The organism is Aerococcus sp. L_32 (assembly GCF_050689315.1).
This window is the reverse complement of sequence record NZ_JBOEQF010000854.1, coordinates 1-794: the sequence shown is the minus strand read 5'-3', so window position 1 is coordinate 794 and position 794 is coordinate 1. Positions and strand designations below refer to the sequence as shown.

The following is a 794-nucleotide window of genomic DNA, read 5'->3' as shown; positions in this document are numbered from 1 at the left end:
TCAAGAGCAGATGTCCTTGATTTTACCAACTTTATCTTCCGCCAAGTCATGGATCCACAAGTGGGGCAGATTGCTTATGATGAGGATGCAGCCCTTAAATTGGGCTTTACCGCCTATCCAGAAACCGACCGGATGCAGACTGAAATTCTCCTTTACGAGGAGGAAGATAGCAGTGAAGCTAGCGATTACGACCAGGAAGGTTTAGACGGTTTAGATGGTGAGGTCTCAAATGGGACGAAAATGCAAGCAGAATTGATTGCCCAATCCATTTTGGACAAGGTCAACAACCAGCACATGATTTATGATAAAAAGCTGCAGGCAGATAGACCCATCACCTTTAATGATATAGTAATTCTTGTAGCAACTAGACGTAACCATTCGGAATTAGAGGATGTTTTTGCCCAATATAAAATTCCTTTGATGTTGGATGATTCGGCGAACTATTTCCAGCGTACAGAAATCCGTGTCATGTTGAATGTCTTAAAATTTATCGATAATCCTTACCAAGATATTCCACTGGCGGCTATTTTGCGGTCACCAATTATTGGTTTAAATGAGCAAGACCTAGCGAAAATCCGGATTGCCAACAAACAAGCAACTTATTATGACGCTATGAAAACTTATATGGCCATGGATGAAGGGCAAGATGAAAGACTAGCTGAGAAATTGCGGATTTTGAATGATTGGCACTTAGCGTGGCGGGATATCGCCCGCGACAAACCGTTGGCGACTTTAATCTGGCAAATTTATACAGATACGGGCTTCCTCGATTATGTTGGTGGGATGCCAAATGG

Annotated in this window: 1 protein-coding gene; it reads left to right on the top strand. The window is 42.6% G+C overall.

From position 1 onward, the window contains the following. A partial coding sequence (locus tag ACRCJ0_RS16895) for a 3'-5' exonuclease (protein ID WP_431391314.1) occupies window positions 1-794 on the top strand: 794 nt, incomplete at both ends.